The 5,893-nt window shown below is 53.8% G+C and carries 7 protein-coding genes; 3 read left to right on the forward strand and 4 right to left on the reverse strand.

Features of this window, described 5'->3' with window-relative positions; genetic code table 11:
- From J2S96_RS20020 to J2S96_RS20030, 3 genes are all read left to right on the forward strand, one after another.
- Positions 1-182: ATP-binding protein (locus tag J2S96_RS20020; RefSeq protein ID WP_306867618.1), on the forward strand; the 182-nt coding region annotated here is incomplete at its 5' end.
- 69 nt (positions 183-251) lie between these two features.
- Entirely contained in the window at positions 252-971 is a 720-nt protein-coding gene (locus tag J2S96_RS20025; protein WP_306867622.1) for a hypothetical protein, read from the forward strand.
- 3 nt (positions 972-974) lie between these two features.
- Positions 975-1,760 carry an ETEC_3214 domain-containing protein gene (locus J2S96_RS20030; protein ID WP_306867625.1) on the forward strand — a complete coding sequence of 262 codons (786 nt, stop codon included), beginning with the start codon at positions 975-977 and terminating at the stop codon, positions 1,758-1,760.
- 455 nt (positions 1,761-2,215) lie between these two features.
- Here J2S96_RS20030 and J2S96_RS20035 read toward each other — a convergent pair whose 3' ends face one another.
- From J2S96_RS20035 to J2S96_RS20050, 4 genes are all read right to left on the reverse strand, one after another.
- Positions 2,216-2,584 carry a hypothetical protein gene (locus J2S96_RS20035; protein WP_306867628.1) on the reverse strand — a complete coding sequence of 123 codons (369 nt, stop codon included), beginning with the start codon at positions 2,582-2,584 and terminating at the stop codon, positions 2,216-2,218.
- Between the two features lie 232 nt (positions 2,585-2,816).
- The gene (locus J2S96_RS20040) at positions 2,817-3,230 is read right to left on the reverse strand and encodes a hypothetical protein (RefSeq protein ID WP_306867631.1); all 414 of its coding nucleotides are present in this window, start codon (positions 3,228-3,230) and stop codon (positions 2,817-2,819) included.
- Entirely contained in the window at positions 3,227-3,961 is a 735-nt protein-coding gene (locus J2S96_RS20045) for a hypothetical protein (RefSeq protein WP_306867634.1), read from the reverse strand. Before J2S96_RS20045 ends, J2S96_RS20040 begins: the two co-directional genes overlap by 4 nt.
- A gap of 139 nt (positions 3,962-4,100) precedes the next feature.
- Positions 4,101-4,628, reverse strand: coding sequence for a hypothetical protein (locus J2S96_RS20050; RefSeq protein WP_306867636.1), 528 nt, complete (start codon positions 4,626-4,628; stop codon positions 4,101-4,103).
- Positions 4,629-5,893 lie beyond the last annotated feature (1,265 nt).

Raw genomic sequence — 5,893 nt, forward strand, 5'->3', positions numbered from 1 at the left:
CCACCGCCGCGGCAATCATCGGCGGTGGTTCCGGCCTGCCGCGCCCCGGGGCGGCATCACGGGCGCACCGCGGCGTCCTGTTCCTCGACGAGGCAAGAATACTCCAAACACCCCACAGTAGGCCCACACAAAGGCCCCTACTTCGTTTCAGCCCACGCATCAGGAGCTACGCAGTCAATTAGCTGGGACAGCGTGCGACCATTCACCCGCGGCCACGACTCTTTGTCGGCGCTTATTGTTACCCTCCGACTATGACCCTTGAACTGCAGCCAGAAGTCGACCGCCTAACGGAAGTAAGTCAAACCCTCTTCGGTGACGAATCACGCTGGATCACCGCCAACGGCTATCCGAACAGCTTGGCTCTCTGCATAATCGACTCAATATGGTCGACTGGATCGGCATATCAAAGCGTTCAAAACGTCGTGTCGAACTACCGTGCGTATCGAGCAGCCGAAGGCGGGGACGCATCGACTGATGGCACGAAAGAGCTCCTGAAGACCTTTGCTGACGTCCGTGGGGGAAGAGGGTTTGCCGACAGGATGAAAAACCACAAACGCGCACATACACGCAAGGGTGCGCTCCTCAAGGCCGAGGTCGTCCTCGAAGCTGCCGACGCCCTGAAGGGCATTGGAATATGCACGATGGCAGATGTCCGGGCCGAGTATGCGCAGGACAAAGATCTCACTCGAATTGAAAAGACTTGGCTAGGGCTGACTAGTCAGCGATCAGGTGTCACCTTCAACTACTTCGTCGGTTTGGCCGGCTACCAATCTGTGAAACCGGACAGAATGATTTACCGCTTCATCGAAAAGCACACGGGCCTCACCAAGCGTCAGCTCGGGACCAGAAAAGCGACGGAGCTGATCAGACGAGTCGCTGATGCGTACTCGACGGAAGCTAGAAAACTTGATCACACCATCTGGCGCTTCGAATCGGGTCGAGAGATTTTTTTCCCTGACGCCGCGGAGTGACTCGTGGATGAAACATGGAGCCTCCTCGGGCAGTTTGCCTCTGTCTTCGCCGCAGTGGCCGCAGCGATACCCTTTGGCACGGCTGTAAGCGACTGGTTCAAACGAACGGTGGGTAGTCGCCGGGAGCTCAAGCGGCGGTTATCCAAGATGGTCGTCGGCGTTACTAGCGATCACGTCAGGTCGCTCTTCGGCGTCCCGATCATGCAGAATAAGCTGCACGGCATCGAAGACTGCACTGACTACGTCTTCATGTCGGATCATGCCTGGATCGTCACCCGCGAACAAAACGGCGCTGTCGTCGCCTGGTCGATCACCGTTACTGACCGAAGGTTCGCGATGGATCTTCGAGACCTCACCTTCGGGTTGGTGTCAGGAAAGCTTGGCCACTCAACCTTTGCCGAGGTTGTTGAGCAACCGGCCGGACAGTACGAAGAGCGCGGAGCGGCCAACTACACCTATGCGGAGCGGACTTACTTTGGCAGGCCATCGGCCTACCAGTCGTTCGTCTTCGCCTACAACAACGAGGGAATTGGAACCTTCAACGTAAGTGGGCAGGATGTCGTTGCATCTTACCCATTCGTTCCAATCGGCACCCATAGGGGAGACCTTGAGATGCTTGATGAGGTGCGTCGGTCCACAATGGTGAACACGTTCTTATCTTGCGGCCTTGATGATGCATTCCTGGCAGGCGGTGCCGCTACTTGGCCAGTCGTGCACCACGATTTCGTTATACCGCTTCGCGCTTCACCCAGACTGCGGAAGAAGTGGCTCAAGAAGAGAACTACATAGAATTCCGGCCGCCGCGAGTTGGAGAAACGACGCTTACTTGGAGCTTTCGATGCCTTGCTGCCGAGTGCGGTCAGGGATACGATTTTCGCCACTGGGTTACCTGTTGTCGATCGGTCTACAGCACAAAATGAGTTGTACGAGCTCATACCAACAAAGACGTAGATTGAGACTAGAGACAAAACCAGGCAACGGCGACAACTGACGACCTGGTCCTTCCTCTGGCCTCAATCATCAAGACTACTAATAAAGATGTGGGAAGTAGGCACCTAACGGTGAGGGCTTCGAGCTAAAGACGGTAACTAGTAATCCGTGCCCTGATATTGAACGTAGTGTGCTGTACCGTGACTGTCCCCGGTCCTTTCATCTATACCAGGAAGGATAGAGTGTGTTCATGATCAAGGGGCATTCACGATTATGCTTGCTGTAGGGCTGTGCCGAGGAGCCAGGGTTGGCCTCTAGTGCTTGAGATTTACTGGATGGAAAATTAGTGCGACGGCTTCGGGGAACAATGGAACGACAGTGGAGCCGATGTACACGGCTAGGACGACCAGAGCGAGCAGGCTAGCGGTGAGAACAATGTTCTGTCCTTTGTCCGATCCTGCTCGGAATAGACTTGCCTTTTTAATGAAGAGGTAGGCTGCGGCGAGGGGGAGAAGCATTCCCGCCAAGAGGAAGATCGTGACGATCAACAGACTGCCGCTTGGCGTACCGAGGTACCCTAGTACGATCGCGCCGAGATAGCCGAGGAAGAGAACGAGTAGGCCGGATATCGTGTTTACGGCGATGGCCTGTTTGTTGGCCTTGGTGAAGAGATGTTGTGTCATCTGCTAGTCCATTCGGATCGTTGAGTTTCATCGTGAATCGTTGCCAGAAGTAAACTACCATTTCCGATGCCTACAGTGATTCGTGTTCGCTGTGGGGTAAATTCGCGATGTAAGGGGAGTTGGTAATCAAGCTATACGCCCATGCAACGATCCGACTACGGCCTCTCAGGTATTTCTTTATTCCTAACTTACCCGCTATTTACGCGACGAAAGGGAAGTCGTTTGGGGGTATTCACCCACCAAACAAGGTGTAAGCAATCCACTCGCCCGCGACCATGGTGATGACCCAGGCGGTGAAGATTAGTCCGAAGAGCATCTTGCGACGAAATGAGGGACGTCTCTTCCGGGTAGTTGGGGAATTGGCTTCGCTTCTGGCGTCTAGCCGCTTCTCCAATTTCTGCACTAGGAACACCGTGATCCACAGGAACAAGAGCAGCCAGACCACGGCGGCAATTGAGCGAAGCCATGCGGGTTGCTTGAGATAACCAGCGATGACCGCAAAGTTGTAAGCCAGGAACAGCGTTAGTAGTCCGGACGCGGTTCTCGTTGCGATGTCCCGCCAGAAGCTCTGGTCGTGAACCCACTGATGGGGCCAGAGCCAAGGCTTTACCGGCTTTGGTTCAAACTCTTCAGCCTGTTCGATCACTCGTCGCTCGCTTCAGGTTCGGGCCTCTGCATCGCCTTATCAGCTTTTTCACCAATGGAGTTTGCGATCTGGACTGGATTGACACCAACTGCGCTGAGTGCACCGGCTACGGCCAACGCATTATCGCCAAGCAACGTAAGCGCATAGACGTAAGTAAGATAGATGGCGATCTTGATACCCCAGACGATCAACCTACGGTTCTCGGGGTCACTGGCATCGACAAGGAGCGCAAACTGCTCTACTTCTTCTGCAAGCTCGGGTTCTGCGTCGAAGATGGCATTGATCCTCTGTTCTTCTTCTGCTGACACGCCCCGCTCGGCTGTCGCCTTCGCGTTCATCAGCATGGCGTCGACCCGAGGCACACCAAGGTTGACGCCGACTATCGCGTTGACAGATTCCATCAACTGGCTGTAGCGAGCTGCCGTGTCGTACGCCGACTGCACCCACTTCACGCCGGCCATTTCAGATGCTCGTTGGATTGCATCTACGCTCTCTTGGAGACTCGCAGTTTGGCCGATCACCTTCGCCGCGTTGTCGATGCTGTCCCGCTGCGCCTTGAAGTTAGTTCCAGCGTCCGCCATTTCAAGAACGCGTTGCCGTGCCTGCTCCATCCCTGGAGACGCGGCGAGAATGTTATCGATCATTCGCTGCTGAGAACGGAGGTTTTCTTGGGAGGGAATAATCGAGCGCCAGTAGCGGACTTGCTGGTGGAAAGCAGTTTCTTCAGTCATGGCAGCAGATTAGCACCATATTGCAAGATAACCTATTGATCATAGTGTTTGATAGAAATGTTCAAAACACTATGAAAGAAATGGACTTGAAGGTCGTTGGGTCGTGCTCACGAGAAGGAACTGCTTTCGAACTAGGCCTCTACTTCATTGGCGACTTTGGCCTTGTGCGTCTGAGCTTTCTTTTGCTCCGCTGTTGCCTTCTTAGCCTCTCCAGTCCGCTGTCAGTTACGTCACCAATTAGAAGTGCGTTGATGATGGCATCGACTGCTTCTCGATTAAGTTCATTTGCTGATATGTAGGTGCGATAGGTGGGGAAGACGGTGACGATGGGAGTTATCGCTGCGACGATAACGAATCCTTCAACCCACAGCCTAATCATAAATACTGTTGTCACAAAGATCAGGGGAATAATGATAGCGGCTCTGAACTCTCCCTCAGTTTTGTTCTTCTCGTACTTTTCGTAGACCTTGTCCTTTGATGAGTGGAGTTGTACTGCCAGGAGATCGATATTAGTGGCGACGCTGTCGGCAAGATTGTAGAGAACTTCGGCGTGCCCTTCTTGACCCGCTTGCCCCGCAAAACGATTGTCAAAAGGACCATTGCTAAGCCGTGGGGTCCCTAATTCTTTATAGGGCGTGGCATACTTCTTGAGCTCGTCGTTCGTCATACCCGAATCTATCGCTTCGTCATAGCAGCGCACGATGTACTTGAAAAGTCGGTTGCCCGACGGAGTATTCGTGGGAAAACGGAGGCTGACGATCAGATCAGCGTTAGAATGCCTTATCCTTTGGCTAGGCATGAAATGGCCAACGAGCCAAAACCATGCTCTCGAGAAGCCTTCAGTAAGGTAAGGGAAATATCTTCATGACAATCCGATGCAGCGAGAGTACCAGCCCGATTAGATAACCGACAAAGGCTAGGAGGCCTAGCGTCGCAGGACCGCCTAAAAAGTCGGTGAGGCGGTGAAGATCTCCAGCGATGGAGTCTCCAAGTATTGCAGCATAGATGTCATTGGCGAAGATCAGCCAGAACCCAAACAAGATGATTAGCCCAGAAGACAGCGGTGCCTTCAGGTCGCGGAGTCCGTCCAATATGTTGATCGTGCGCCCAGCCCTTCGGTCCATGTCTGCTATGACAACCGAGACGCCGCTACCCAGTTTGAGGTGCTCGTGGCCGATTATATAGCTGGCGGCCTATAGCGATTCCAAACCGTGCCAGCACTCACGCTTGACGATCTTCGACTCAGCGGCGGGAAACCATTTGCACTGGTATCCGTCAACCTCGTCAACCCATTCAACCAAGACGTCGGTGTGAGTATGTTCAATCGCTCGACCGTAGATCTCACCTATGCGAACGAGAGGTGCCATGCCATCAGGTATGACATGCCGCTCACCGTCTTCCTGGTCAGGATGGTTCATCCCGGCTTCCATGCGTGTCACCACCCTGGAACCAGCACCTCGAATTTGTGAAAATGCTGTCGGCCGTCGACCAAAACGGGCAAACCGTAATTGCTATCCAAGGTGATGATGTCGACAACCGAAATAAGAACGATGTGGGCTCCATGTACCCAGAAACGACCGATCACAATCTGCTGGTAACGGCTATCTTTCCAGCGGGCGACAAATCGAAGCTCATTTCGCTGACGATTGTACGGAAGTAAGACGTCTCACTCTCAGCCTCTTGGCTGTACAGTAGTCGGGGCTTTTAATCAGCGAGCAGTTGCGCATAAATGAGGGCAGCATGCACACGCCTTCCACAACCTGATCCACACATCGCCAGAACCCTGCTCAACACTGGCGGCTTCAGGTGGCAACTACACCCTCGATCGTGAAGAGCTCTTTTCCTCCACATAGGCTCTTTGGCGGAGTTTCCCACATAGCGCAGCTGGTCCCTGTCTTTGAGTTCCCTGCGCCTCCAGGCTGGTAGTGGAGG

Source organism: Arthrobacter bambusae (assembly GCF_030812595.1).
Taxonomy (GTDB): domain Bacteria; phylum Actinomycetota; class Actinomycetes; order Actinomycetales; family Micrococcaceae; genus Arthrobacter; species Arthrobacter bambusae_B.

Coding starts and splice junctions, on each gene's coding strand:
- J2S96_RS20045 (WP_306867634.1), bottom strand. CDS start 3,961: ATGACTGAAGAAACTGCTTTCCACCAGCAAGTCCGCTACTGGCGCTCG.
- J2S96_RS20050 (WP_306867636.1), bottom strand. CDS start 4,628: ATGACGAACGACGAGCTCAAGAAGTATGCCACGCCCTATAAAGAATTA.
- J2S96_RS20025 (WP_306867622.1), top strand. CDS start 252: ATGACCCTTGAACTGCAGCCAGAAGTCGACCGCCTAACGGAAGTAAGT.
- J2S96_RS20035 (WP_306867628.1), bottom strand. CDS start 2,584: ATGACACAACATCTCTTCACCAAGGCCAACAAACAGGCCATCGCCGTA.